General features: G+C 37.6%; 26 protein-coding genes. 18 read left to right on the forward strand and 8 right to left on the reverse strand.

All coding sequences use genetic code 11. The annotated features are described in order from the left end of the window. Nucleotides 1–54: 54 nt before the first annotated feature. On the reverse strand, nt 55–276 hold the full coding sequence (locus AC1M9C_RS00405; RefSeq protein ID WP_035265917.1) for a sulfurtransferase TusA family protein: 222 nt from the start codon (nt 274–276) through the stop codon (nt 55–57). A 387-nt stretch (nt 277–663) separates the two neighbouring features. Between AC1M9C_RS00405 and AC1M9C_RS00410 the strand changes: the two genes are divergently transcribed. Together AC1M9C_RS00410 and rhlB are read left to right on the forward strand one after the other, a co-directional pair. Next, entirely contained in the window at nt 664–876 is a 213-nt protein-coding gene (locus AC1M9C_RS00410) for a cold-shock protein (protein ID WP_004824348.1), read from the forward strand. 106 nt (nt 877–982) lie between these two features. Next, nucleotides 983–2,134, forward strand: a complete 1,152-nt coding sequence (gene rhlB / locus AC1M9C_RS00415) for an ATP-dependent RNA helicase RhlB (RefSeq protein ID WP_035265921.1) — start codon at nt 983–985, stop codon at nt 2,132–2,134. 48 nt (nt 2,135–2,182) lie between these two features. On the opposite strand, the gene AC1M9C_RS00420 is transcribed toward rhlB, so the two are convergent. Then, nucleotides 2,183–2,566: a hypothetical protein gene (locus tag AC1M9C_RS00420; RefSeq protein ID WP_481586679.1), complete on the reverse strand. Its 384-nt coding sequence runs from the start codon at nt 2,564–2,566 to the stop codon at nt 2,183–2,185. A 230-nt stretch (nt 2,567–2,796) separates the two neighbouring features. Here AC1M9C_RS00420 and AC1M9C_RS00425 point away from each other — a divergent pair, with 230 nt between their 5' ends. The 14 genes from AC1M9C_RS00425 (at nt 2,797) to AC1M9C_RS00490 (ending at nt 16,077) form a co-directional block, all read left to right on the forward strand. Next, nucleotides 2,797–3,372: a nitroreductase family protein gene (locus tag AC1M9C_RS00425; RefSeq protein WP_481586680.1), complete on the forward strand. Its 576-nt coding sequence runs from the start codon at nt 2,797–2,799 to the stop codon at nt 3,370–3,372. A gap of 53 nt (nt 3,373–3,425) precedes the next feature. Then, nucleotides 3,426–4,499, forward strand: a complete 1,074-nt coding sequence (locus AC1M9C_RS00430; RefSeq protein WP_092766141.1) for an NAD(P)H-dependent glycerol-3-phosphate dehydrogenase — start codon at nt 3,426–3,428, stop codon at nt 4,497–4,499. 73 nt (nt 4,500–4,572) lie between these two features. Then, nucleotides 4,573–5,028 carry a SixA phosphatase family protein gene (locus AC1M9C_RS00435; RefSeq protein WP_481586681.1) on the forward strand — a complete coding sequence of 152 codons (456 nt, stop codon included), beginning with the start codon at nt 4,573–4,575 and terminating at the stop codon, nt 5,026–5,028. A gap of 42 nt (nt 5,029–5,070) precedes the next feature. After that, entirely contained in the window at nt 5,071–6,213 is a 1,143-nt protein-coding gene (gene gspL, locus AC1M9C_RS00440) for a type II secretion system protein GspL (RefSeq protein ID WP_481586682.1), read from the forward strand. Beyond that, a complete protein-coding gene (gspM, locus tag AC1M9C_RS00445) occupies nt 6,213–6,692 on the forward strand; it encodes a type II secretion system protein GspM (protein ID WP_035268769.1) in 480 nt (159 codons plus the stop codon). The genes gspL and gspM overlap by 1 nt, the downstream gene beginning before the upstream one ends. A gap of 88 nt (nt 6,693–6,780) precedes the next feature. Next, nucleotides 6,781–7,785 carry a quinone-dependent dihydroorotate dehydrogenase gene (locus AC1M9C_RS00450; protein ID WP_481586683.1) on the forward strand — a complete coding sequence of 335 codons (1,005 nt, stop codon included), beginning with the start codon at nt 6,781–6,783 and terminating at the stop codon, nt 7,783–7,785. 3 nt (nt 7,786–7,788) lie between these two features. Beyond that, the gene (locus tag AC1M9C_RS00455; RefSeq protein WP_179998321.1) at nt 7,789–8,373 is read left to right on the forward strand and encodes a CvpA family protein; all 585 of its coding nucleotides are present in this window, start codon (nt 7,789–7,791) and stop codon (nt 8,371–8,373) included. A 24-nt stretch (nt 8,374–8,397) separates the two neighbouring features. Further along, the gene (gene purF, locus AC1M9C_RS00460; RefSeq protein WP_481591212.1) at nt 8,398–9,936 is read left to right on the forward strand and encodes an amidophosphoribosyltransferase; all 1,539 of its coding nucleotides are present in this window, start codon (nt 8,398–8,400) and stop codon (nt 9,934–9,936) included. 84 nt (nt 9,937–10,020) lie between these two features. Next, on the forward strand, nt 10,021–11,910 hold the full coding sequence (locus AC1M9C_RS00465) for a M48 family metalloprotease (RefSeq protein ID WP_481607019.1): 1,890 nt from the start codon (nt 10,021–10,023) through the stop codon (nt 11,908–11,910). 106 nt (nt 11,911–12,016) lie between these two features. Further along, entirely contained in the window at nt 12,017–12,745 is a 729-nt protein-coding gene (locus AC1M9C_RS00470) for a hypothetical protein (RefSeq protein ID WP_180027610.1), read from the forward strand. Between the two features lie 29 nt (nt 12,746–12,774). Then, nucleotides 12,775–13,734 carry a 2-hydroxyacid dehydrogenase gene (locus AC1M9C_RS00475; RefSeq protein ID WP_481952996.1) on the forward strand — a complete coding sequence of 320 codons (960 nt, stop codon included), beginning with the start codon at nt 12,775–12,777 and terminating at the stop codon, nt 13,732–13,734. Nucleotides 13,735–13,830: 96 nt separating this feature from the next. Next, nucleotides 13,831–15,270 (forward strand): M48 family metalloprotease, encoded by a 1,440-nt coding sequence (locus tag AC1M9C_RS00480; protein ID WP_481952997.1) that lies wholly within the window; start codon nt 13,831–13,833, stop codon nt 15,268–15,270. A 9-nt stretch (nt 15,271–15,279) separates the two neighbouring features. Then, nucleotides 15,280–15,651, forward strand: a complete 372-nt coding sequence (locus AC1M9C_RS00485) for a GFA family protein (protein ID WP_481952998.1) — start codon at nt 15,280–15,282, stop codon at nt 15,649–15,651. Between the two features lie 63 nt (nt 15,652–15,714). After that, nucleotides 15,715–16,077, forward strand: a complete 363-nt coding sequence (locus AC1M9C_RS00490; RefSeq protein ID WP_481591206.1) for a hypothetical protein — start codon at nt 15,715–15,717, stop codon at nt 16,075–16,077. Nucleotides 16,078–16,189: 112 nt separating this feature from the next. On the opposite strand, the gene AC1M9C_RS00495 is transcribed toward AC1M9C_RS00490, so the two are convergent. Together AC1M9C_RS00495 and rpsU are read right to left on the reverse strand one after the other, a co-directional pair. After that, nucleotides 16,190–16,636, reverse strand: coding sequence for a GatB/YqeY domain-containing protein (locus tag AC1M9C_RS00495; protein WP_035268744.1), 447 nt, complete (start codon nt 16,634–16,636; stop codon nt 16,190–16,192). Nucleotides 16,637–16,669: 33 nt separating this feature from the next. Continuing rightward, nucleotides 16,670–16,885 (reverse strand): 30S ribosomal protein S21, encoded by a 216-nt coding sequence (rpsU, locus tag AC1M9C_RS00500; RefSeq protein WP_001136722.1) that lies wholly within the window; start codon nt 16,883–16,885, stop codon nt 16,670–16,672. Nucleotides 16,886–17,029: 144 nt separating this feature from the next. Here rpsU and tsaD point away from each other — a divergent pair, with 144 nt between their 5' ends. Beyond that, nucleotides 17,030–18,046 (forward strand): tRNA (adenosine(37)-N6)-threonylcarbamoyltransferase complex transferase subunit TsaD, encoded by a 1,017-nt coding sequence (gene tsaD / locus AC1M9C_RS00505; protein WP_481952999.1) that lies wholly within the window; start codon nt 17,030–17,032, stop codon nt 18,044–18,046. A gap of 47 nt (nt 18,047–18,093) precedes the next feature. Here tsaD and AC1M9C_RS00510 read toward each other — a convergent pair whose 3' ends face one another. From AC1M9C_RS00510 to AC1M9C_RS00520, 3 genes are all read right to left on the reverse strand, one after another. Next, nucleotides 18,094–19,041, reverse strand: coding sequence for an aldo/keto reductase (locus tag AC1M9C_RS00510; RefSeq protein ID WP_481953000.1), 948 nt, complete (start codon nt 19,039–19,041; stop codon nt 18,094–18,096). A 152-nt stretch (nt 19,042–19,193) separates the two neighbouring features. Then, nucleotides 19,194–19,721, reverse strand: coding sequence for an Ail/Lom family outer membrane beta-barrel protein (locus AC1M9C_RS00515; protein ID WP_092766154.1), 528 nt, complete (start codon nt 19,719–19,721; stop codon nt 19,194–19,196). A gap of 152 nt (nt 19,722–19,873) precedes the next feature. Continuing rightward, nucleotides 19,874–20,428: a DUF4385 domain-containing protein gene (locus AC1M9C_RS00520; protein ID WP_481953001.1), complete on the reverse strand. Its 555-nt coding sequence runs from the start codon at nt 20,426–20,428 to the stop codon at nt 19,874–19,876. Between the two features lie 328 nt (nt 20,429–20,756). Between AC1M9C_RS00520 and AC1M9C_RS00525 the strand changes: the two genes are divergently transcribed. Then, a complete protein-coding gene (locus AC1M9C_RS00525; RefSeq protein ID WP_481586693.1) occupies nt 20,757–21,635 on the forward strand; it encodes a LysO family transporter in 879 nt (292 codons plus the stop codon). Here AC1M9C_RS00525 and AC1M9C_RS00530 read toward each other — a convergent pair. Then, nucleotides 21,567–22,328, reverse strand: coding sequence for a hypothetical protein (locus AC1M9C_RS00530; RefSeq protein ID WP_481586694.1), 762 nt, complete (start codon nt 22,326–22,328; stop codon nt 21,567–21,569). The two genes, AC1M9C_RS00525 and AC1M9C_RS00530, sit on opposite strands and share 69 nt — an antisense overlap. Nucleotides 22,329–22,709: the final 381 nt, after the last annotated feature.

The following is a 22,709-nucleotide window of genomic DNA, read 5'->3' on the forward strand; positions in this document are numbered from 1 at the left end:
TGAAATGTAAATTTAAATACAATATTTATCCATGATTAATTTAGATGAAAACACCTAAGATTCAATCACGTAATGAAATTCAGAATCCGAAACTTGTTTAAATGCGCATGTCAATTTATGTAGCTGACAATAACGTTGAATATCGATTTGACTATTCGGATCTGAAGCTTTTAATAAAAATTGCTGAGGTGCACTATTTTGTTTCATCGATTTCTTTAGTAGCAGTAAAGGTAAAGGGCAAGGTTTACCCATCGCATCGATCAACACTTGAGACATAGTAAAACACGAGATGGAATAATGAAGTTGGTCATTATTCTAACAAAAGTGTGACTTAAGAATAAAATTAAATGATTTAAATGAACTGTTCAAATAAAGTGCAATTTTTGCACTAAATTTGTGTGATTAATATACAAGTTTTAGTTAGATAATTAGCTAAAATTTTTCTATTAATTGTGTTGTACCCATGTTAAGCTCAATGCGTACTTAAGGATTGCGTAGAGAAATTTGTTCTCTAAGCCTTATTTATAATGGATATAACCGGGATTTTGTTAATAGTTTTACAGAATGATTACAAGCTTTGAAATAAAAAATGTTTTAAAATTTGTTTGCTCTGCTGTTTGCAACACCGGGTGGTCCCTTTTCTTACCAACTGAGGATTAACTTATGACAGCTCGCGAACAAGGCGTTGTTAAGTGGTTTAACGATACTAAAGGTTTTGGCTTTATTCAACGCGCAGGCGGTGATGACGTATTCGTTCATTTCCGTGCTATTCAAGGTGAAGGCCACCGTTCACTTCGTGACGGTCAACGCGTAGAATTCAGCGTTGTACAAGGTCAAAAAGGTTTTCAAGCTGAAGAAGTTCAGCCTTTAGACTAATCCTACTTTTCACTGAAAATTAGGTTGCGCTCCAATTTTGATAAATTGGGGCGTTTTTTGTTTATACTATAGACCATTATCAAATATTGATTGTAGAGCCCCTTATATGTCATCAGGTTTCGAAACCCTTAATTTACATCCGCAACTTAAGCAAGCGATTGATGCTTTAGGGTTTAATGAAATGACCCCCATTCAACAGAAAGTATTGAAATATACGTTGGCAGGGCATGATGCAATTGGACGTGCACAAACAGGCACAGGAAAAACTGCAGCATTCTTAATTAGTGTTATTAATGATTTATTGAACAATCCGATACAAACACAGCGTTATCGTGGTGAACCCCGAGCTCTAATTATGGCACCAACGCGTGAGCTTGCGATTCAAATTGAAAACGATGCACGTGATCTGACTAAGTTTACCGACTTAAATGTTGTGACTTTGGTGGGTGGCGTAGACTTCGATAAGCAAAAAAAACAACTGGATGAAAATTTCGTAGATATTCTTGTCGCGACACCAGGTCGTTTGATTGATTTTACTGAACAAAAAGAAATTTGGTTGGATCAAATTGAATTTTTAGTCATTGATGAGGCAGATCGTTTACTGGATATGGGATTTATTCCTTCTGTTAAACGCATTGTGCGATTCTCTCCACGCAAAGAACAACGTCAAACCTTAATGTTCTCTGCTACGTTTAGTTATGATGTACTCAATCTTGCTCAACAATGGTTATTTGAACCTGTTACTGTCGAAATTGAGCCTGAGAAAAAAACCAATGCTGACGTAGAGCAACGTGTTTATGTGGTTGGGAAATCAGATAAATACAAATTGCTGCAAGAAATATTGCGTGATGAGCCCATTGAAAAAGTCATGATATTTGCAAACCGCCGTGATCAAGTCCGTAAGCTGTATGATCATCTTAAGCATGATGGTTATAAGGTGGTTATGTTATCTGGCGAAATCGCGCAAGATAAACGTTTAAAGATGTTGGATCAATTTAAGAATGGCAAACACAACATTATGATCGCAACAGATGTGGCTGGTCGAGGTATTCATGTGGATGGTGTGTCACACGTGATTAATTTTACTCTGCCTGAGCAGTCTGATGATTATGTACACCGTATAGGTCGTACAGGTCGAGCAGGAACAAGAGGGGTGAGTATCAGTTTCTTGTCAGAAGATGATGCTTTTTATTTACCTGAGATCGAAAAAGCGATTGGTCAAAAGATTCCATTGACACGTTTAGATGGTTATTGCTAATTGCTCAATAAAAAAAGTCCCATCAAAGGGACTTTTTTATAGGAAATTTTAGCGGGTTGAATTACAGCTGAAGGTGATTGTTGTTTGGTAGTCAGTGTCTTTTTCGATTGTATTTTTAGTACCGATCACTGAGCCGAGCACTGATGAAGCTGCAGTAATGAGTTTACCAGTCTGTTCATCCACAACACCTTTTAGTGCGCCGTTATATTCAGTTTTTTCGTCAATTAAGACAGGTGCAGAATTCTTACCACAAGTTTTGTTCGCGGCAGAAATTGCATTATTTTTTGCAAGAACTTGGGTTTTGCCTAATCCTGACACTTCATATTGATTGTTTGGTTTTTGAATAGCAAGTGTTTCAGTAGGTGTTGATACACAAGCACTCAGGAGAATTGTTGCAGTAGCTACAGAAGCCAATGTCATTAATTTTTTCATTTTCTTTTTCCTCTAGCGTTGCAATATTAAGTTTGGAGCTCAGTCATGTATGCTAGGGCTTAAATCCCAAAGAATTAAGCATGTTTTGTATCGATTTTGAAGTAAAATGCCTGATTTATGTTTGATTGTAATTATGCTGGCTGCCTCGTGTATAAGTATAACTGTAGAGTAGTTTTCAATGTTTATGCTAAGCTTAAGTACATAGTGTTAGTTTAAAGATTAGTCTTCAAATGTCAGATCAATTTTCTCAAGTAGTGCATGACAATATTCATCAGCGTCAATCCGTTGGTCATTTGGTAGAACCTCATCCTAACGCAGAACAATTAGAATTAGCTTTTCAAGCCGCTTTAACCGCGCCTGATCATCATCGTCTGAAACCGACACAATTTATTGTTGTGAAAGGAGAGCAACGAGAAGCATTTGGTGTTTTACTCAGTGAAGCAGTAGCAGACCTTGGTGAAACTGATTCAATTCAAATTGAACGCGCACGTCAGCATCCTATGCGTGCACCTATGCTGATTATCGCTGTAACACGATTTCATGATCATGCGAAAGTTCCATATTTTGAACAAACTTTAAGTTCAGGTGCTGCAATACAAAATCTTTTGCTCAGTTTACAAGCTCAGGGTTTCAATACCATGTGGCGCAGTGGTGCTGTTGTGGAGTCAGATCTATTTAAAAGAAAGCTGGGGCTACAAACGCATGATTTAATTTCAGGTATCATTTATGTAGGGACTGCTTTTAAGGCGATTGCACCACGCGCTGAGATTGAAACAGATGCATTCGTCAGTTTTTGGCAGCCGTAATTGCAACATTGCAAATTTAACGATTAGAAAAAGAATGTTTAGGATTTAAAAGAATGTCGGAATTAAAGTTTTCAGATTTGGTCGAGCCAGTTGCAATTGATCATAAAACAGCCTTGCGTGTTACGATTCTTGGTGGTGGTAGTTTTGGTACAGCCATGGCGAATACGGCAGTGCGAAATGGTTGTGACACCATGATTTGGATTCGTGATGAGGAAATTGCGAATGAAATCAATCGAACACATGTTAATTCAAGATATTTGCCGGATTACAACCTTGAGCCAGCATTAAAAGCAGAATCCAATCTTGAAAAGGCTGTTCGAGATCGAGACATTATTTTGGTTGCTATTCCGAGCCATTCATTCCGAGATGTACTCAAACAGATTAAACCCTTTATTACTGCTCAGGCGGTTGTATCACTCACAAAAGGGATCGAAGCTAAAACCTTTAGTTTCATGAGTGATATTATTCGTGAAGAGCTTCCAGAAGTACCTTACGGCGTCCTTTCGGGCCCAAATTTAGCGAAAGAAATTATGTCAGGAATGCCTGCTGGAACAGTGATTGCCAGCCATTCTGAATTGGTGAGATATGCAGTGCAGCAAGCATTACATAGTGCACTATTTCGTGTATTTGGAAGCGATGATGTACATGGCGTGGAGCTTGGAGGCGCACTTAAAAATATCTATGCTGTCGCAATGGGGATGGCTGCAGCCTACAACGTTGGCGAAAATACCAAAAGCATGATTTTGACACGTGCGTTGGCGGAAATGAGTCGTTTCGCTGTACAGCTAGGCGCAAATCCACTGACATTCTTAGGTTTGTCTGGTGTTGGTGATTTATTCGCAACGTGTAATAGTCCTTTAAGTAGAAATTACCAAGTTGGATTTGCTTTAGGGTCAGGTAAAACCTTAGAGCAGGCAACGACGGAACTGGGTCAAACAGCTGAAGGGATTAATACCATTGTGCAAGTGAATGCAAGAGCCAAAGAGCTTGATGTCTATATGCCAATCACCACAGCACTCTATGAAGTGATTTATGAAGGTGCACCACCATTACATATTGCATTATCTTTGATGAAGAATGGTCATCGAAGTGATGTTGAATTCGTATTGCCACATCATAAAGTTTAAGATTAATGAATGGTTTATCATCATTGTCATAATGTTTAGATATGATGGATGACACATGGTTTAGGGAAAACAAATGCAACTCACTTTAGTTCGTCATGGTGAAGCCGCTCCACCAATTAATGGTAATGACTCGAAACGACCACTGACTGAGCGGGGTCATATTCAAGCTGAACAAACTGCGCACTTTTTAAAAGACGTAGTAGCACCTGATATATTTGTAGTGAGTACTTTGCTCAGGGCGCAGGAAACTTTAAAACATATACAGCAATTCTTTCCAAATGTTGAAGTTTTAGTATGTGATAAAATTAAACCTGACGATGATGCTAAAGTTGCAGTTGAGTGGTTATCTCAACTACCTTTTGAGAATATTGTGGTTGTATGTCATATGAATGTTGTGGCATATATTGAAGAAATTATTACGTCTGAATTTTTTAATCCTTTTGCACTTGCTGAAGCGCGGATTTATGATCAGACAGTCATTGCTGCGGGACTTTCCACAAAATTAAAACATTTTGTACCGTCAGCTTAATAACCATAAGTGTTTAATGAATAAAACGGCAGAATAAAATTAATGTTGTATTTATGGATGCCAGTGTCGAATGGGGTTTGGCTCTGGTCAAATGGTGAAAATTGGAATTCATCAACAACGCTAGAAGAGTTGATTCAAGATACTCAACCGTATCATGGACAAGAAGCTGTTGTATTCTTTTCAAGTCATGATGTGCAAATTATTCAACAGAATATGCCCAAAGCGCAATTCAAGCAAATTGGAAGCGAAGGCGCTAAATATTTACTTGAAGAATATACCATTCACTCCATTGATCAGATGAAAGTGCTTACTCAATTTGAGGCACCAGATCAATTGTCAGTAATGGGGATCAGTCAATACCAAGTCCAAACAATGCAACATGCTCTGAACTTGATTCCGGTGAAAGTGGTTGCGCTATTACCTGATTTTTTGGTCTTGCCAGTGCCAGAACACGGACAAACTATTTTAGCTAATATTCATGGGCATTTATTGGCGAGAACGGGATCAAATCAAGGTTTTGCGATTGATGATTTAGCATTGTTTTTAGATCTACTGCCAAAGCCTATACATATTTTGCATGATTGGTTAAATGATGATCAGATGATGAGTTTGATTCATGCAACGGAACAAAATGAGCGGGAAAGCTTTAATTATGTATTTAAAGCTGAAAAAAAATTAAAGAATCATCCATTCAATGTTTTGCCTAAAGCAAAAAACACAGAGGGTAGAATCTCAGGCTATTGGAAAGCATGCGCAGCACTGCTTGTGGGTTTGCTTGTAGTGCAATTCAGTTATGATCTAGTGCGTTGGGTAAAGTTAAAAAAAGTATCTGATCAAACGGCTTTGGTTGCGGTAGAGCAATATCAATCTTGGTTTGGACCCAATAGTCGTCTCAATGAGCAAAATTTGCGAAGCCAATTTGAAAGTAATTTGCGGATGAGTAAACCTGCAAACACTGAAGTCTTACAGTTAATCAGCCGTGTAGGTCCGATTTTAATGCAACATCAAATCATCGCAAATCGTGTTTCTTATGAAGCATCTGGATTGAGTATGGATTTGGTGGCGGACTCATCCGAAAAATTACAAAATCTAATTCAACAAATGAATCAGCAAGGCTTCAAAGCTGAACTTGGGAATGTGCAAACTCAGGATAAAATGGTCGTTGGTTTGGTGAAAGTACAATAATGAAAACTTTAGAAAAATTTCAAAATCAATTTGATCAATTATTTGAAAAGATTGATGACTATTTATCGTCATTGAGTGTGCGTGAGCGTGTACTTGTCATCGCTGCAACGATTATCGTTGTCGTCGCATCAATTGGATCTGCTTTGTGGAAAATGCACGAAGCAGCAGATAATCAGCAAAAAAGATTGAATGAACTGAAAGACACATTGGTGTGGATGCAATCCAATGTGGTGACAATGAAATCTTCAACAGATTTAAGCCTAACACCTTCGGATAAAATTCAGCGTGTGGCACAACAAGCAGGATTATCTGTGGTCACACAACCAAGCGATAATAAATTGATGATCAGTGCTGAGCATGAAAACTACGCGATCCTCGCAAATTTTCTTACCCAATTGGTTCAAATGGGTTTAAGTGTTGAAAAATTGGAACTTATTAAGTCTGGAGCTGCGATTAAATTAACAGCATCAGTACAGTAAGTGGTGAAAATAAACCTATGACAGGCATAGCGTTTTGGGCATACTCAGCCTATAATGTGGCAACTTAAAAAACCGCAGTTTTTGAGATATGTTATATTCGCTTGCTCGTCCATTTCTATTTTCATTGGCGCCTGAGCGTGCACATGATTTGACATTATCAATGCTTAAATCGACATATAAGTTTGGCATAATGCGTCAAAAAATAGACCCAAAGCCAGTGACTTGTATGGGTATTCAATTTCCAAACCCAGTTGGTTTGGCTGCAGGTTTAGATAAAAATGGTGCATATATTGATGCACTTGCGAGTTTAGGTTTTGGTTTTATCGAAATTGGAACCATTACCCCTCGACCTCAGTCTGGTAATCCTCAACCGCGTTTATTCCGCCTTCCAGAGGCTCAAGCGATTATTAATCGTATGGGTTTTAATAATGATGGTGTAGATCAGCTGATTGAGAATGTTAAAGCAGCAAATTATAAAGGTGTATTAGGCATCAATATCGGTAAGAACGCCGATACAGCAGTTGAAGATGCTGTAACTGATTATCTAATTTGTTTAGAAAAAGTTTATAATTATGCATCTTATATTACTGTTAATATTTCATCTCCGAATACCAAGAACTTACGTAGTTTACAAAGTGGACATGCATTAACAGAACTTCTTAAAACTTTAAAAAATCGTCAACTTGAACTTGCTGAACAATATCAACACTATGTTCCACTGGTATTAAAGGTTGCCCCAGATTTAACTGAGTCAGATATTGAATTTATTGCATCTCAATTAATTCAATTTAAAATTGATGGTCTGATTGTGACCAATACGACTTTGTCACGTGAGGGTGTAGAAAATTTAGTGCATGGTGATGAAGCAGGTGGTTTATCTGGTGCGCCTGTATTTGAAAAAAGTACACAATGTCTATCTGCATTTTCAAAATTACTTCAAGGTCAAATCCCATTGATTGGTGTTGGTGGTATTCTTAGTGGTGATCAAGCCGCGACTAAACAGCAAACGGGTGCGCAATTGGTTCAAATTTACAGTGGTCTAATTTATACAGGGCCAAAACTGATTAAAGATTGCGTACAAGCTATGACCTAATCTATGAATACCATCGATATCTTTATACTGATTATTCTGCTCATTGGAGGGCTTAACGGTTTGCGTCAAGGATTCGTTAAAGCCTTTGCGAACTTGGTAGGATGGATTTTTGCACTCATTATGGGTGCAAAATTTGCGGGTCAAATTGCGCCTTCAATGTCCGCACTCAGTCAAGATCCTGTGGTTCAAAAAATAGCGGCATTTGCTTTTATTGTTCTGATTATTGTTGTTTTGACTTGGATCGTCACTGCAATATTAAATCGGTTGCTGAAAAGCTTAAAGCTTGGTCCATTAAATCGATTGGCAGGTGGTGCATTTGGCACCTTGAAAGGTCTCTTAATCGTCCTCATTACTATGCAAGGGATTGGTTCATTTGTAGAGAGCTCTCCACATTGGAAACAATCTAAGTTTATTCAAACTTTATTGCCTTACGCGCCTTTAGCGACTGAGTACACCAAAGAGACAGCGTCAAAAGCTTTAAGTCATATGAAATCAGAAGAGTCGAATCAATCATCAGATTCTTCTCGTCAATCATCTTCTGAACAAGATGATTCGTCATCTCATTCAACGAATAATCCTTTTTATTAATCCTAGCTTGTCTGCGAGGTTGCTATGTGTGGAGTTGTTGGTATAGCTGGTAAATCACCTGTTAACCAAATGTTGTTTGATGCATTAACGATGTTACAACATCGTGGACAAGATGCTGCAGGGATTGTGACATGCCATAATGGTCGTCTCTTTTTGAGAAAAGACAATGGCATGGTGCGTGATGTATTTCATACACGTCATATGCGTGCATTGTTAGGTAATTACGGAATTGGTCATGTGCGATATCCAACAGCTGGCTCATCGAGTAGCGCTGAAGCACAACCATTTTACGTAAACTCTCCTTATGGTATTACTTTAGCGCACAATGGTAATTTAACCAATGCTGACGAGATTCATGATGATCTGTTTAAAACAGATTTACGTCACATGAATACTGATTCAGATTCAGAAGTGTTATTAAACGTTTTTGCACATGAATTACAAAAACGCGGCAAACTTACACCGACTGCGGATGATATTTTCCATGTAGTCACTCGTGTGCATGAGCGTTGTAAAGGTGGTTATGCTGTTGTTGCGATGATCACAGGTCATGGTTTAGTTGGCTTCCGTGATCCAAATGGTATTCGACCTTTAATTTTGGGATCGCGTGATACCGATGATGGTGTTGAATATATTCTTGCTTCCGAATCAGTTGCTTTAACAGCGCTTGGTTTTAAAGTTGAACGTGATGTGATGCCAGGTGAAGCAATTTTTATTGATGATGCGGGTAATCTATTCACGAAGCAATGTGCGGCTAACCCACACCATAGCCCATGTATTTTTGAGTATGTTTATTTTGCTCGTCCAGATGCCATCATTGATGGAATTTCGGTATACAAAGCACGTTTGAAAATGGGTGAGAAGTTGGCGCAGAAAATCCTGCGTGAATGGAGTGAGGACCATGACATTGATGTTGTCATTCCTATTCCAGATACTTCGCGTACATCCGCTTTAGAACTTGCCAATACACTCGGTGTGAAATTCCGTGAAGGTTTCATGAAAAACCGTTATATCGGTCGTACCTTCATTATGCCGGGTCAGCAGTTGCGTAAAAAGTCTGTACGTCAAAAGCTCAATCCAGTTGAATTAGAGTTTAAAGATAAGAACGTATTGCTTGTAGATGACTCAATTGTGCGTGGCACAACGTGTAATGAGATTATTCAAATGGCGCGTGACGCCGGTGCTAAAAAAGTTTTCTTTGCATCTGCTGCACCAATGGTGAAATACCCGAATGTCTACGGTATTGATATGCCAGTTAAAAACGAATTAATTGCTTCAAATCGTGATGTTGAAGAAATTCGTGAAATGATTGGTGCTGATCGTTTGATTTTCCAAGATTTGGAAGATTTAAAGCAAGCTGTTCGTACGAAAAAAGTACCTGAGTTAACTGACTTTGACTGCTCAGTATTTGACGGTATTTACGTTGCGGGTAACATTGATGAGTCGTATCTCGATGGTTTAGAGCGCAAGCGTAATGACTCTGCCAAGAAAATCAAAGATGGTTATATCGATCTAAATATTGATGCAGCCTCAGTTGATCTGAGTGGCATTAAAGAAAATTAATTTATAGTTTTCTATTTGAAAAAGCGGGTATTTCCCGCTTTTTTAATTTATGATCACAACACAATGTAATGAGGAAATTTTACATTGAAAGATGTGAGTGGTTACTTAATTAAAAACAAAAATATGCTGTGGTCATTAAGCGTATGTTTAATTGTTATTGTGCTCGCAATTATCATTTTAAACACGACGCTCGGATTGTTGGTTCATTATATTGATCCTTCTGAGTCCATTTGGTGGCATTTTCTCAGTCCATATATGATGGTGCTATTGATTAGCATTATTGGTGGTTCTGTCGTTTATGAGTTTTATGTCTTCCGCTCTGGTGGTCATACGCTCGCAAAACAATTGAAAGCACGACAACTCACTTTTATTGAAAGTACTCCAGAAGAAAGTACAGCGCTTAGACTTGCTGAAAAATTAGCACATCGTTTCTCAATTGATACACCTACACTCTATGTCTTACCCGATGAAATAGGGGTTAATGCACTGACTGCGGGTTTTCATCCCAAAGATACTGTGATTATTCTGACTTGGGGGGCGCTACAAAATCTTGATGAGTTAGAGCTTTATGGATTGTTGGGTCATGAATTCCATAAAATTTTATCGGGTGAAACTCGAGAAAATACTCGTCTTAAAATTTTATACAGTGGGTTAATTACCTTTAGCCAATGGGGCAGTAAAATCGCGAAGCAGGGATTTCGACGTAATCGGGATCAATTGAGAGATAGTTTGGAAACAACTTTTGTGGCGATCGGTGGAGTCATATGGTTAATTGGTAGTTTAGGCGTCTTTATTACGCGTCTGATGAAATATATTACTTTGGGTAGTCGAACATTGTATAACGATGCAATGACAAGACAATTATTGAGTAGTAATGCAAATATTCAAACCTTATTAAGAATCTATGTTCATCACGCAGGATCACAGATTCATAGTGAATATTCTGAAGCTATTTCTCATATGTGCTTTGCTAACTCACTTAGTCCTCAAAGTTGGTTGAATATCCAACCTTGTATTCAAGATCGTATATATGAATTAAATCCGAATTTACTTGAGGATATTCAATTAGAAAATTTACAAAAATTACGCAATCAACCACTATTTAGTTTAATGCGTTCTTTAGAGGAATCTATTGCTGAAGAATATAATCCATGGATGTCACCACAGCCACTTCCATTATTAAGATTATCACCGATCAGCTTTGCAATTAAGGATGCCATCAAACCCTTAAATAGTGAAGTTAGACAGCAGATGAAACGTCCAGAACTCATTCAAAGGGCTTTGCAAACTTCGACTGGTGCGCGTGAAGTGATGGTTGCGATTTTAATGATTCGGCAGTACCGTGAATTTATTCCTTCTGATGCGCCTGTGAGTCGTGCAATTGTCGACTCACTTTTAAATATAGATGGTCGAGTGCATATTCAAATTTTTCATGAGGCATGTAAGCAGTTGGGAAATATGCCTGCTACAAGTGCGCGTCAGTTTATTACTAAATTGGCTAAAATTATTCAAGAAGATGGTGAAATTGGACTTCTGGATGCTTTGCTGATTGAAAAGGTGAAGTCTCAACTGGATTTATTGCCAATACATCGTCCAACATCAATCGAGGATGCTAAGCCGCAAATTGTTAGGCTAATAGATGCGTTATTACATGTTCAGCAGTTAAATACTGCTAATCAGCTTGAAGTTAGAACCCAAATCTTAGAACGAATTTTAACTCGTGATGAAATTGAGTTTTATGAAGAAATTTCAGATGAACCTATCGACTTAGGTGAAATTCTTAATGATATTGCTGGATTGTTGCTGAGAGATCGGTTGAGTATTTTGGGTGTTGCTGAATTATGTTTATGGAATGATCGAATCATTACACAAGATGAGTTAGATGTACTTGAATTATTATATTGGCGACTTGGATTTGAAAGTGATGAAATTGTGGATCAAATGCATAAGAAAAATAGCGTCATTATTGTTTAGCTATCAATGCATTCTGAATTTAAAAGGTGCAAGGATATTAATGCGTCAGAAATGAAATTAAGTTATGATTGTTTGCGGATTAAAAGTTCAGTAAAAGATTAAAAAAGTGGGTAGAATACCCAGCCCTCATGCCAGTCCATCTGTAATGAATGTGAATATGTTAGAGCATCAAAGAAGCCTCTTAGCTGTGATGGGAATCGATATATGGATTCCACAAAATACGGCACAAACACGTCATTACAAACCTTCCTTATATCGCGATCAAGTTGAAGAAAATCATCCAACAGATGTATCTTTTCCTGAATTTGCGCAAGCTCAACTAGAACAGTTCATCACAAAACCAGCTTCACAAGCTGAACAGCTAAATAAAGATGATTCTTCGCTTCAGTTAAAAAGTAATCCAGACGGTGTGCAGCTTCCTCGAGAGTTTGTGGAAAATGACAAACAGTCTCAAGATGAAGTTGTTGAGCGTCAACCGCTTGTAATCGATGCTTTTGAAATTCAAGCGATGATCACTAAAACACATACTATTCTGCTAGATGCTACAGCGCTCACCACAGAACAAGAAAACTTATGGGTGAATATCCAGCGTAGTGTGAGTTCACAGTTTTACGATTTAAAATGGCCATTTAATTTCGCACAATTCCAAGATGGAAGAGGTGCTCAAGTATTTATACAGGGTTTTATCGATGCATTATCTGTTGATAAAAAAATATTGAGCTTAGGGTATTTGCCGCATATATCGACGACGCAGCATATGCAGATTGCAAGCTTACAAGACATGATTGAGCAGCCATTGTTAAAACGTCGCTTGTGGAACTTAATTAAAAATTAAATCGATACTGGATCTAAAGAGGGAGTTTTATGAAAAAAAAGGTTGTGGTATTTAGTCAGATAGATCCGAAAATATTAAATCAATTAGAATCGAAATATCAGGTCGTTCAAATTAATCCAAAACAGGGTGACATTAATGAGCAACTTTTAAGAGAAGTTGCGGATGCAGATGGGATGATAGGCGCTGGGCGTCGTTTAAATCAAGACAACTTACAGACCGCAAAAAAACTTAAAATTATTTCTTCGGTCAGTGTGGGCTATGATAATTACGACGTTGAATATTTAAAACAACAGGGTATTTGGTTGACCAATACGCCTCATGTGTTGACAGAGACGACTGCTGATTTGGCTTTTACCTTATTGATGAGTGCGGCTCGTAAAGTTACACATTTAGATTCTTGGACAAAGCAAGGACATTGGACGCGTACCGCTGGTGTTGCACAATTTGGTCAAGATTTTTATGGGAAAACGCTCGGTATCATTGGCTTAGGTCATATCGGTGCTGCGATAGCTCGACGTGGTTTTTATGGATTTAATATGAATATTCAATACCATAATCGAAAACCATGTATAGAGCGAGCTGAGCCTTTAAAGGCGAAATATTGTGATCTTGATACTTTACTTTCAACGTCTGATTTTATCGTCATTGCAGTCGATTTAAATGAGCAATCGAAAGCGCTGATCGGTCAAGCTCAATTTGAGAAAATGCAAAAACATGCTGTGTTTGTGAATATTGCCAGAGGATCAGTTGTGGATGAGTCGGCCTTGATTGAGGCGCTTGAAAATCACAAAATTTTTGCTGCTGGTTTAGATGTTTATCAGAAAGAGCCGCTCCAAGAATCACCATTGTTTCAATTGGAAAATGTAGTGACATTGCCGCACGTAGGTTCGGCGACAGCAGAAACCAGAATGAAAATGGCAAATCTTGCTTATGATAATCTGGTAAAAGCCTTAGATGGGGATGAGCCTCAATATATTGTGAATAAATAAAGTATTTTGAGCGTGATAATAAACGTAACAGTTCATCATTAATCTTCACATTATTCAGTGTTATAGTCGATAGAGTACACGTTTAGGAATACAGGTTTGAAGAAGATCATTTTGGCTTTATTGATAGCGAGTTCGAGTTTTTCAGCCGCGGCTGATGAACTCTACAATGCCAATAAAATTCAATTTGAAGTGCCTGATATTAATAGTGGTGTTGGATTTATCGATCAACAAAAAGAGAAAATGATCGGTGAAAAAGTCTATCGTCAAGTACAGCAGCAACTTCCAGTCTTAAACAATGTTTGGTTGGAAGATCAATTTATGGCTGTATTCCGAAAAATTATTGCGCAAACACAGTTGGGCCAACCAATTGCTTTGGTGATTGTAAACGATCCGCAAATTAATGCCTTTGCTGTACCTGGCGGTTTATTTGCATTGAATAGCGGATTAATTACGTCGGCAAAGAACATGGATGAAGTTGCGGGTGTGGTTGCTCATGAGGTGGCACACGTCTCACAAAGACACTATAGTCGTTCTCAAGAGGCTTTTAAAGGGCAGGGATTGCTTGCACTCGCAGGTATCATTGTGGGTGCTGCAATTGCATCACAAGCTGATGGTAATGCAGGTGCTGCCCTGATGATGGGAACTCAAGCTGCATTGATGGATCGACAGTTAAGTTATAGTCGTAATCAAGAGCGTGAAGCAGACCGTATTGGAATGCAATTGATGTATCGTGCTGGATATAACCCGTACAGTATGTCTGAGTTTTTTGAAACCATGAATCGTGCGACTCCAAAAATTAGTTATCTTCCTGATTTTTGGTTAACACATCCTTTGACTACTCAGCGTATGAGCGAGGCTCGATTACGTGCAGATCAACTTCCTAAAGTTCCATATAGCAACACACTCTCTGAGTTTGATCAGATCAAGTGGTATACCGCAGTTGTGACCAATCAAACCAACGAGGAACAGTTAAAGGGAGTGGTGAGAGCAAATGCATTGGCTGGAAGAATTGCACTGTCTGCTTTTTATTTAAAGCGTGGTGATTTTGATCTAGCACAAAAAGAAATTGAACTTGCTAAGAAAATCCAGCCAAATCATCAACTTATCGCGCTTATTCAAGCAGATATCTACTTGGCGACCAATCAATTTGATTCTGCGCAGGAAACGATATTGGTGCGTCAACGAATAACACCTGAAAATCGTGCTTTAAGTTATAAATTAGCTGAAATTTATATTCGACAGGGAAATTTTGTTGCTGCTGAAAGGTTGGCGAATAAATTTATCCAAACCAATAATCGTGATACGCAAGCATGGTTCATTCGACAACAAGCGGCAAATTTAGATATTAAAAATCCTTTACGTACTGTAAATGTATTGCGATATCGGGCTGAAGTTGAATATTGGAAGGGAGCGGAAGAGAATGCGATTCGCTCACTCATTCATGCTCAGCGTTTAGCCAAGGAAAATAACTCTATGAGTGCAGTCATCAATCAAAGGCTGCGGATGATGCAGGATGAGCGTCAACAAAAATTATAAGAGGTTTAAATGATAAAAGGTCAATGCTTATGTGGGAAGGTGCAATATATTTATCATGGTGATCTTGAGAAAAGTATTTTGTGCTATTGCAAGCACTGTCAGTTGGCTCAAGGCAGTTTTGCTGCATGGAATAGCCCGATCCCGCTTGAAAACTTCGAGTTAATTTCTGGTGAAGATGTGCTTAAGTCTTATTTTCATACCGAGTTAAAGGCAAGAGTATTTTGTGGTGAATGTGGAAGTCCTTTATATTCACATCGACTTGATTTACCAGGAATTATACGTTTAAGGCTCGGTTCTGTGGTTGAAGGGAAAATACCGCCACCTTATGAAGAGTTTTTCCAGGAATACAAACCTAACTTTATTGAAACTATTCATTCTTAGTGATTAGATTCTTTTAGAATGATGAATGAATAAATATTTTAAATTATGTGATTGAATCTAATAATGAAATTGCCACTATTTTTTATGATGTTGTTTGGGGCAGGGGTGTTCACTCATGCGGAAACACTTCCTGTTAAATTTACACAAGAAATTGAAGTTGTATCACAAAAATATAATGCCGATATGAGGCATTTTCTAAAAATGCTAGCACCAAATACAACACATTTTAGCCTTGATCAGACTCAAAGATATTGTGTCATTGTTGGAACTTATGTCGATGGTTTTTATCAGGTGGTGGATAAATATCGAAAGGATTTACCATTTTCCTACTCTAGAATGAGTAAACAGGATGTTGTTGAGAAAGTGAAGCGATCTAAAGAAATGCAGATTTTACAAAGATATAATATTCAATGTGAGTTTAAATAATCAGAAAGTGAAAAACTAAAAGTATTGTTGTAATAAAATCGGGGATACGTGATTTAGATTGGACTATTTAATGACATTATTAAATAGACCAAATCAAACATAATACGAAAAGTTAAGAAAGTTGAGCTTTAATTTTACTCGAAACTTGTGCAGGATCGGCACGTCCGGCTATGATCGGACGTAGAGAATTCATCACCTTACCCATATCTTTCATGCTAGTAGCTTGTTGCGCAGCAATCGTTTGCGCAATAATTGAATCAAGTTCTTCCTCAGTCATAGCTGCTGGTAGAAATTGAGATAAAACCTCAACCTCGGCTTGTTCCTTACTAGCTAAGTCTTGTCGATTAGCGCTTTCAAAAGCTTTAATCGATTCTTTACGTTGCTTGATTTGTTTTTCAATGACCGCGAGAACTCGACTATCATCTAGTTCTACGCGTTCATCGACTTCGATTTGCTTAATTGCTGCTTGGAGACTACGAATCACCGTTAACTTATCCATTTCTTTAGCACGCATTGTTGCTTTCAAAACGTCAGTAATTTGGTTTTTTAAAGTAGTCATTTATATATCCGAGCAGTCAATCACAAATTAATCTTAGTAAAGGCGAGTAGTACGTACTGATTCACGCGCCAATTTTTTTTGGTAGCGTTTAACAGCAGCAGCTTTTTTGCGCTTACGTTCTTGAGTTGGTTTCTCGTAGAATTCACGTTTACGAACGTCAGCTAAAACACCCGCTTTTTCGCATGAGCGTTTGAAACGACGGATAGCTACGTCTACTGGTTCGCCTTCTTTCAATTTAACTTGTGGCATGAAGAATCCTCTAGTTTATGGATAAGACTAAGCGCCGAATTGCGCTGAGTCACAAGTGAAGGTCAGTATTTTACTCATTTACATCTCATATCACAAGTCTATAATAGCTTTAGCAATATTTTGAAATGGGTTAAAGGCAATTTAATGATCGTTTTAGGCTTAGAAACGTCGTGTGATGAAACTGGTCTCGCACTCTATGACAGCGAAGTCGGCTTAAGAGGACAGGTGTTATATAGTCAGATTAAATTGCATGCTGAATATGGTGGAGTGGTACCTGAATTGGCATCCCGCGATCATGTTCGTAAATTAATTCCTTTAATCAATCAATTGCTTGAAGAAAGTCAAATCAAAAAATCTGAGATTGATGCGGTGGCTTATACACGTGGTCCAGGCCTAATGGGTGCACTCATGACTGGAGCATTATTTGGTCGTACGCTTGCATTTGCGTTAAATAAACCAGCGATTGGTGTGCATCATATGGAAGGGCATATGTTGGCGCCTCTTTTATCAGCTACTCCACCGGAATTTCCGTTTGTCGCTTTGTTGGTCTCGGGTGGGCATACACAATTAATGGCGGCATATGATATTGGTCATTATGAAATCTTAGGTGAGTCAATCGATGATGCAGCGGGTGAAGCATTCGATAAAGTTGCTAAAATGATGGGGCTGCCTTATCCAGGTGGTCCAAATATCTCTAAACTTGCTGAACATGGTGATGCCACTGCTTTTGAATTTCCACGTCCTATGTTGCATCAAGGTTTGGAATTTTCATTTAGTGGCTTAAAAACAGCGGTTTCTGTCCAAATGAGAAAATTAGGTGATGAAAACCGAGACGCTGATATTGCTGCGAGTTTTCAAGAGGCTATTGTTGATACATTGGTCAAAAAATCAGTTAAAGCATTAAAGCAAACTGGTCTTAAGCGTTTGGTCATTGCTGGTGGTGTGAGTGCCAATAAGCGTCTTCGTGAACGTCTTGAAGCAGATTTAGCTAAAATAAAAGCTCAAGTATATTATGCTGAACCAGCTTTATGTACGGATAATGGCGCCATGATTGCTTTTGCTGGATATCAACGCTTAAAAGCAGGACAGCATGATGGCTTAGCCGTGACAACGACGCCACGTTGGCCGATGACGGAACTCAAAAAACCTACTGAAGCATAGATGTTTGGTCACGAGAAAAAAGAGGCTTATAGCCTCTTTTTTTATATTTACACTATTGAAAGAATTTGCATGTCTTCTGGTGAGAGTTGAAGATTCACTGCATTTGAAAATTGGGTAATTTGTTCAAGGTTTGTTGCACTGGCGATTGGTGCTGAAATATGCTTTTGCGCAAGTAACCAAGCCAAAGCTACCTCAGCAGGTGCCGCATTGTGGCGCGATGCCACTTCTCTGAGCTTATCTAAAAGGTTTAAGCCTCGCTCATCAAAATATTTTACAAGCGTATCTGCACGTTGACGCCCTTGAATATTGTCTAATGACGAATATTTCCCAGATAGAAATCCACTAGCCAGACTATAAAAACTTACGACACCAATTTGATGGCGTTCACAAATGGGTTGCAGTGTTTGTTCGAATACATCGCGATCGTAAAGATTATATTCAGGTTGAAGAACCTGATAATGTTGCACACCAATCTTTTGTGCAGCTTGAATAGAAGCGTCTAATTGATCAGCTGAAAAATTAGAAGTGCCATAGGCACGAATTTTTCCTTGATCTTTGAGCTTTGAAAATGCTGATAATGTTTCCTCATGAGGTGTGTTTTCATCAGGCCAGTGTGCAAAATAAAGATCAAGATAATCTGTTTTCAAACGGCTTAGAGAGTCTTCAACTGCTTGCATAATCCATCGTTCAGATAAACCTTGATGGCCGGGAATCCCCATATCTAAACCGACTTTAGTAAATAGCACGATGTCTTCACGTTTACTTGGATTTTGTTTTAACCAACTACCAATGATTGTTTCTGACTCGCCACCATGATTGCCTGGTGCCCAAATGGAATAGAAGTCTGCTGTATCAATGGTGTTAAATCCACGCTCATACAGTGCATCTAAAATTTTGAAACTTTGTTTTTCATCAACCGTCCAACCGAATACATTTCCTCCGAATACGATGGGTGCGATGAATAAATCAGTTTGTCCAAGTTTTCTTTTTTGCATGAAACATCCTAGGTAGAATAATACGACTTATTCTAGCTATATAGGATTCGTCTATTTCTCGCTATCCAAATAATCTATAAACATTATCCAGTGATTTTGATAAAAAAGAGGCAAAAAGCCTCTTTTTTAATTCTCTATGTATTCAAGCAGAATCAGAAACGATAACCTGCGCTGATGTTGAACCCATCAAATTTAGCCCCATCAACTTTAGTACCTTCATAACCGATATTGATCGCATATTGCGGAGCAGGATTAATATTAATACCAACACCATATGCAAACGCTGTTTCACTTAGATCCATGTTTTCGTATATGTTCAAGGCGCGATATGAACTTTCAACTTTTGAATGCGCGATCCCGACAACACCATAAACACTGAAATTCTCATTAAGACGATATGCAGGGCCTGCTAGCAAAGAAAAATGCTTTACATCTGTATCTTGGCGTTCACCTGGTTCAATCCAAGTTTCATCACCAGTTTGATACGACATTGTTGCCATAACGCTTAAAGGAGTCTCGAGTTCATAGCGATATTGAGCGTGAACACCGCGAATATCAAACGCATTTTCAATTTCAGACTGAGCATAACCCAATGAAACGGTGTGTTGTTGGGCAAAAGTTGTCGTTGTTAAAGTGGTCATCGAGAGGATTAAACCCAATTTTAAAAATTTAGTTATCATGGCGCATGCTCATTATTTGTGATTTGTTTATCTTTAAATGCAAAAAATGGTGATCATTTTTTGGTAAATGCTATTGTACTTTCTATTTTTCTATTGTAAATAAAAATTAAAGAAATAGTTTTGTTTGTATTATAAATGGTGTGAGAATGTATTTATTGACTCGCAATTGAGTTTTTAAATCGTTCTTTTAATGCAATATAGTGGGAATGCTGTTTAGCTTCATCCCATTTCACTTTAAAAATTCGTGCTGCTGCAGCCTTAATAGGGTCTTCTTGTTGGCGTGGTAGTTCTTCACGCCCGTGATCACCACTTAAACCTTTTTTGTCATTAGGTACAGGACCTTTATATTTTTTTCCACCTTTATGGTTTGCATAACGTCTCGCTCGGGTATAACCCATTTGTAAAAATTTACGAGCCATATCTGCACCGACAAAATCATCGACTGCTAAATATTCAAGAAAGAGTTGATAAATCTTATTAGAACTCTCTCTAGCTTTATCTTCATCTGCAAATTTCCAAAAGGGCAGAATTTCAGATTTGTAAGGTTCGACGAGTAATACACCCTGTTCACCACGACCAATTCGATAGAGTTCCGGTCTCTCTCTGAAATTAATTTTTTTAAAGTCCAAAGAGTAGTCAAAACTTTGAGAATAAACACGAGTGCTTCTATGTGGGATGGTATCAAGGTCTTTATGATTGTAAGCCATCACGTTCTCTTTAGTACTTTTAAAAATATATTAGGTGATTTGTAATGAAAAACGATTATAGAATTGTGAGTGAAATTTTAAAAATCTGATTAGTTGTTTTAAAGAGATGCGCTAGCACGCTGTAAGATTGAAATTGAACTTTATTAGAATTCAACGCCACGAAGTCAACTATGGTTGATAGCTGGGCGAAATTAAGTTTTAAAATTAAAACCTAGCAGCCAAAAGTGATGAGACATGACGATGCTCAATAAGAAACATTTTGTCATATAAGTTTTATATCTATGAATTAATCTAAGCGATACGTATAAAAATAATTTTGGAAGTCTGATTGGATCTTATCATCATCATTTTTGGCTATCTATATGGTCGTAAATTTCATCCCAACAAGTACATTGAACAAGTATTTTTTTTAGCCCTGATTTTATTTATATTTTTTTGCACAGTTTTCGCAGCGCCAAACCTACTCGCATTAGAAAATCCTAAAGCTGTTTTGAGCAAGTTAGTTATTCTCGCACTCGGGGTATGCGCATTTACTTACTGGTTTAGTTCTCTATTTTATAAGAAGAAACAACAGGAAAACAGCAAACGTAAAACAATCCAAATCAAGGATATCATTAAAATATTGACAGTTTATCTTTTGCTTATTTTGGTATTTTTGGGAGGGATATTCACTTATCGAATGGATTTAATAGATGAGCAAATAGCTTTAAGTATTCAAAACGTTCTGATCTACATTATTCTATTTTTGATCGGAGTTTTTGTATCAGCATTTAACATCAAAACATTGCAATGGCATGATTTTAAACTCCCAATCATAATGGTATTGGCAAATACAATATTTGCCTGCTTTATGCTGATAATTTGGAAGGAAAGTGCTGTATTGCTTTCTGGATTCGGTTGGGCAAGTCTGTCTGCTGCAATGATTTCACAGAAACTAAATCCCTTATTGGCAGTTCAAGCTTTAATTGTGGATATGATTAGAGGGATGTTTTCCATCATTTTTCTACAGATTTTTGGAAGACATCAACCACAAGCAGCAATTAGCACCACAGGTGTACTGTCCTGTGATGCATTCTTACCGATGATTAAGCAACATTGTGGTGAGCAATATGTGCTAGATGCGTTTAAAGCGGGACTACTATTGTCGCTGTTTTGTCCATTGAATATATTTATTGCGATTCATTTTACCCAAAGTATGACAAGTTAAACGGTAAAACACCTCAAAGGCAGTGATTTTCGCAATCACTAACATGCCATCACCATTGATATATCCGGCATTGTGATTCAAAAAAAATGCAGCATCCTCATTCATATTATCGTGTTCGTGCTTACAACCGCGTGTTCCTCCAAGACCATCGTTATAAATAAAAACATGGCCAGATTTTGAAAGTTGATAATTGAATTGCTGAGAGAATAGGGTGCAAAGGTCTTGCATTTCTGTATTGTTATCGAGGTTTAGGCGAGTAGGCCATGTATTTTTTTTGAAAGCATATCGTGTAATTGCACGATAACTTGAGGGATGTAAACACACAGCAAAAAAATACGATGGTGCTGGGTGGCGGATCATTTGAGAAATGATGAAGTAAATATATTGGAATTTTAATAGATTTGATTTTCGATAGGCGCTAAGAAGACCTGCTTGACCACGAAAAACATTCATTGTCTTGTCATTCTTTTTGACTTCATAACGTTGCATACATAAAAATCCAACAGGTTTTTCTTCATCAAAATAGATCAAAACCCGTTTGCTTGCAGCATCATCGGGGGCATAGGCTTGAGCAATGTCATTCAAATCACAACCCTCTGGTGTCATGAAGATCGCTTGATGAAGCGTTTTTAATATATTTTGCACTTCTGGGAATTGTGTATGTTGGTTACTATATTTTTTAATTTGAAGCATGGATTCAGCCTTTTTCTATAATTATTTGCGTTCTTCATACTATTTTTGAATTGTTAAGTTTGGGTTACATTATTTTTTTCGAAAAACAAAAAATGGTTGTTATGTTATATTGTTTTAAATTTTAATTATTTTTTTTATTCTTATTTAGTTAATAAATTTTATTTAAATTAATAGCTTAAAGTAATATTTGAGATTTTTTTATTTTAAATTTTTTAATATCGATAGAGAGCAATGAGTTAAATTGTTAATTTTATCTTTATAATTATTCATGAATAATTTATTAACTTTTATCGTAATAAAAGCTAATAACTTAGATTAAAGAGTGAAAGTCGAGAAACTAAGACGTCATTCCATCTTAGTTTCTTATTGCAGAAGCTGATG

Source organism: Acinetobacter sp. 24-47-39, assembly GCF_056783825.1.

What these genes read in the sequence shown, in the direction of transcription:
- AC1M9C_RS00405 (WP_035265917.1), bottom strand. Translation starts at nt 276, where the DNA reads ATGTCTCAAGTGTTGATCGATGCGATGGGTAAACCTTGCCCTTTACCT.
- AC1M9C_RS00410 (WP_004824348.1), top strand. Translation starts at nt 664, where the DNA reads ATGACAGCTCGCGAACAAGGCGTTGTTAAGTGGTTTAACGATACTAAA.
- rhlB (WP_035265921.1), top strand. Translation starts at nt 983, where the DNA reads ATGTCATCAGGTTTCGAAACCCTTAATTTACATCCGCAACTTAAGCAA.
- AC1M9C_RS00420 (WP_481586679.1), bottom strand. Translation starts at nt 2,566, where the DNA reads ATGAAAAAATTAATGACATTGGCTTCTGTAGCTACTGCAACAATTCTC.
- AC1M9C_RS00425 (WP_481586680.1), top strand. Translation starts at nt 2,797, where the DNA reads ATGTCAGATCAATTTTCTCAAGTAGTGCATGACAATATTCATCAGCGT.
- AC1M9C_RS00430 (WP_092766141.1), top strand. Translation starts at nt 3,426, where the DNA reads ATGTCGGAATTAAAGTTTTCAGATTTGGTCGAGCCAGTTGCAATTGAT.
- AC1M9C_RS00435 (WP_481586681.1), top strand. Translation starts at nt 4,573, where the DNA reads ATGCAACTCACTTTAGTTCGTCATGGTGAAGCCGCTCCACCAATTAAT.
- gspL (WP_481586682.1), top strand. Translation starts at nt 5,071, where the DNA reads ATGTTGTATTTATGGATGCCAGTGTCGAATGGGGTTTGGCTCTGGTCA.
- gspM (WP_035268769.1), top strand. Translation starts at nt 6,213, where the DNA reads ATGAAAACTTTAGAAAAATTTCAAAATCAATTTGATCAATTATTTGAA.
- AC1M9C_RS00450 (WP_481586683.1), top strand. Translation starts at nt 6,781, where the DNA reads ATGTTATATTCGCTTGCTCGTCCATTTCTATTTTCATTGGCGCCTGAG.
- AC1M9C_RS00455 (WP_179998321.1), top strand. Translation starts at nt 7,789, where the DNA reads ATGAATACCATCGATATCTTTATACTGATTATTCTGCTCATTGGAGGG.
- purF (WP_481591212.1), top strand. Translation starts at nt 8,398, where the DNA reads ATGTGTGGAGTTGTTGGTATAGCTGGTAAATCACCTGTTAACCAAATG.
- AC1M9C_RS00475 (WP_481952996.1), top strand. Translation starts at nt 12,775, where the DNA reads ATGAAAAAAAAGGTTGTGGTATTTAGTCAGATAGATCCGAAAATATTA.
- AC1M9C_RS00485 (WP_481952998.1), top strand. Translation starts at nt 15,280, where the DNA reads ATGATAAAAGGTCAATGCTTATGTGGGAAGGTGCAATATATTTATCAT.
- AC1M9C_RS00490 (WP_481591206.1), top strand. Translation starts at nt 15,715, where the DNA reads ATGAAATTGCCACTATTTTTTATGATGTTGTTTGGGGCAGGGGTGTTC.
- AC1M9C_RS00495 (WP_035268744.1), bottom strand. Translation starts at nt 16,636, where the DNA reads ATGACTACTTTAAAAAACCAAATTACTGACGTTTTGAAAGCAACAATG.
- rpsU (WP_001136722.1), bottom strand. Translation starts at nt 16,885, where the DNA reads ATGCCACAAGTTAAATTGAAAGAAGGCGAACCAGTAGACGTAGCTATC.
- tsaD (WP_481952999.1), top strand. Translation starts at nt 17,030, where the DNA reads ATGATCGTTTTAGGCTTAGAAACGTCGTGTGATGAAACTGGTCTCGCA.
- AC1M9C_RS00510 (WP_481953000.1), bottom strand. Translation starts at nt 19,041, where the DNA reads ATGCAAAAAAGAAAACTTGGACAAACTGATTTATTCATCGCACCCATC.
- AC1M9C_RS00515 (WP_092766154.1), bottom strand. Translation starts at nt 19,721, where the DNA reads ATGATAACTAAATTTTTAAAATTGGGTTTAATCCTCTCGATGACCACT.
- AC1M9C_RS00520 (WP_481953001.1), bottom strand. Translation starts at nt 20,428, where the DNA reads ATGGCTTACAATCATAAAGACCTTGATACCATCCCACATAGAAGCACT.
- AC1M9C_RS00530 (WP_481586694.1), bottom strand. Translation starts at nt 22,328, where the DNA reads ATGCTTCAAATTAAAAAATATAGTAACCAACATACACAATTCCCAGAA.